This is a genomic window from Mesorhizobium sp. M7A.F.Ca.CA.004.04.2.1, from assembly GCF_004022825.1.
GTDB lineage: Bacteria > Pseudomonadota > Alphaproteobacteria > Rhizobiales > Rhizobiaceae > Mesorhizobium.
This window is the reverse complement of sequence record NZ_RZPH01000989.1, coordinates 1-2,177: the sequence shown is the minus strand read 5'-3', so window position 1 is coordinate 2,177 and position 2,177 is coordinate 1. Positions and strand designations below refer to the sequence as shown.

The following is a 2,177-nucleotide window of genomic DNA, read 5'->3' as shown; positions in this document are numbered from 1 at the left end:
GGGGAGATGGCAGCAGGCGTGGGGCGCCAGCCTCTTCCGGCGGCGATAAGAGGTCACGCCCGGTCGAACCGACCCCCTCTGTCGCCTTCGGCGACATCTCCCCTCGAGGGGGGAGATCACCTTCAACCGATTTGCATCAATCCCCTCCGCAATCTCCGCTTGAAGCCGTTTGTGCAACGCGATACGCCGTTGCCGACTTCGACAAGGAGAGACCCGTGACCGCTGCAAATACCAGAACCGAAACCGACACGTTCGGTCCCATCGAAGTTGCCGCCGACCGGTACTGGGGCGCGCAGGCGCAGCGTTCGCTCGGCAATTTCAAGATCGGCTGGGAGAAGCAGCCGGCGTCGATCGTGCGCGCGCTGGGCATCGTCAAGCGGGCGGCGGCCGAAGCCAACATGGAGCTCAAGCGGCTTGATCTTTCCATCGGCAAGACGATTGTCGAGGCGGCGCAAGAGGTCATCGACGGCAAGCTCGACGACCATTTCCCGCTGGTGGTCTGGCAGACCGGCTCGGGCACGCAGTCCAACATGAACGCCAATGAGGTGATCTCCAACCGTGCGATCGAGATGCTGGGCGGCGTCATGGGTTCCAAGAAGCCGGTGCATCCCAACGATCACGTCAATATGAGCCAGTCGTCGAACGACACCTATCCGACGGCCATGCACATCGCCTGCGCCGAACGCATCGTGCACGATCTGTTGCCGGCGCTGAAGCATCTGCACAAGGCGCTCGCCGCCAAGAGCAGAGAGTTCAATCACATCATCAAGATCGGCCGCACGCACACACAGGACGCCACCCCGCTAACGCTTGGCCAGGAGTTTTCGGGCTATGCAGCGCAGGTCGCCTCGTCGATCAAGCGCATCGAGCTGACATTGCCCGGCCTGCAGGAGCTGGCGCAGGGCGGCACCGCCGTCGGCACCGGCCTCAACGCGCCGGTCGGCTTCGCCGAAAGGGTGGCGGATCGCATCGCCAGCATTACGGGCATCGCCTTCGTCACCGCGCCGAACAAATTCGAGGCGCTGGCGGCCCATGATTCCATGGTGTTTTCGCACGGCGCCATCAATGCGGCGGCCGCCGCACTGTTCAAGATCGCCAACGACATCCGTTTCCTCGGTTCCGGCCCGCGTTCGGGCCTCGGCGAGCTGTCGCTGCCGGAAAACGAACCGGGCTCGTCGATCATGCCGGGCAAGGTCAACCCGACCCAATGCGAGGCGCTGACGCAGGTCTGCGTGCAGGTGTTCGGCAACAATGCGGCGCTCACCTTCGCCGGCAGCCAGGGTCATTTCGCGCTCAACGTCTACAACCCTCTGATGGCCTACAATTTCCTGCAGTCGGTGCAGTTGCTCTCCGACGCCTCGGTCTCCTTCACCGACAATTGCGTTGTCGGCATCGAGGCCCGCGAAGACAACATCAAGGCGGCACTCGACCGCTCGCTGATGCTGGTGACGGCGCTGGCGCCGACCATCGGCTACGACAATGCCGCCAAGATCGCCAAGACCGCGCACAAGAAGGGCACCACGCTGCGCGAGGAAGCGCTCGCCACCGGGCTGGTCAGCGAAGCCGATTACGACCGGCTGGTGCGGCCGGAGGACATGACGCATCCGGGGTAGTCAATTCCAGGAAAAGTGTCTTGCGGTTTTCGGTCCGGAATTGCGTCAACCAAAAGCCCGGTATTTCGTGACGGGAGAATTTACTTCCGTCACGACGTGACCCGAAGCGAATTTTGCGCAGGCCGCCCGATCACGGAACGTAAGTACTGTGAACAATGTGTCGCCAGTCTGGTGGCTTTGGTGAACAGTCGGCTTGCTCTATCTCCCCGGTATCAACCCATCCCGGAGAGCCACAATGTCCATCAACACTTCAGTCGCCGGTTCCGGCGCATCCAATGCCTCGACCACCATCCTCCTCGGCCGCGTCCTGCTTGCCGTCATCTTCCTGCTTTCAGGCTTCGGCAAGCTGACCGCCATCGCCGGCAGGCGGGCTATTTCGGTGCCCTCGGCCTGCCCTTGCCGACCGTAACGGCCATTGTCGTCGGCCTGATCGAGCTTCTCGGCGGCCTCGCCATCCTCGTCGGCTTCAAGACCCGGATTGTTGCCTGGGTGCTGGCGATCTTCACCGTCGCCACCGGTATGGGCGACCAAACCGGTGGCGACGGTGAAGATCGCCAGCACCCA

At 62.9% G+C, this 2,177-nt stretch carries 1 protein-coding gene and 1 pseudogene; both read left to right on the top strand.

Annotated features, from left to right (window positions below; all coding sequences use genetic code 11):
- The first annotated feature begins 215 nt into the window (after nucleotides 1–215).
- A complete protein-coding gene (fumC, locus tag EN893_RS30220) occupies nucleotides 216–1,613 on the top strand; it encodes a class II fumarate hydratase (protein WP_128362031.1) in 1,398 nt (465 codons plus the stop codon).
- 235 nt (nucleotides 1,614–1,848) lie between these two features.
- Nucleotides 1,849–2,177 (top strand): annotated as a pseudogene (locus EN893_RS30215) (DoxX family protein); the annotation flags it as partial.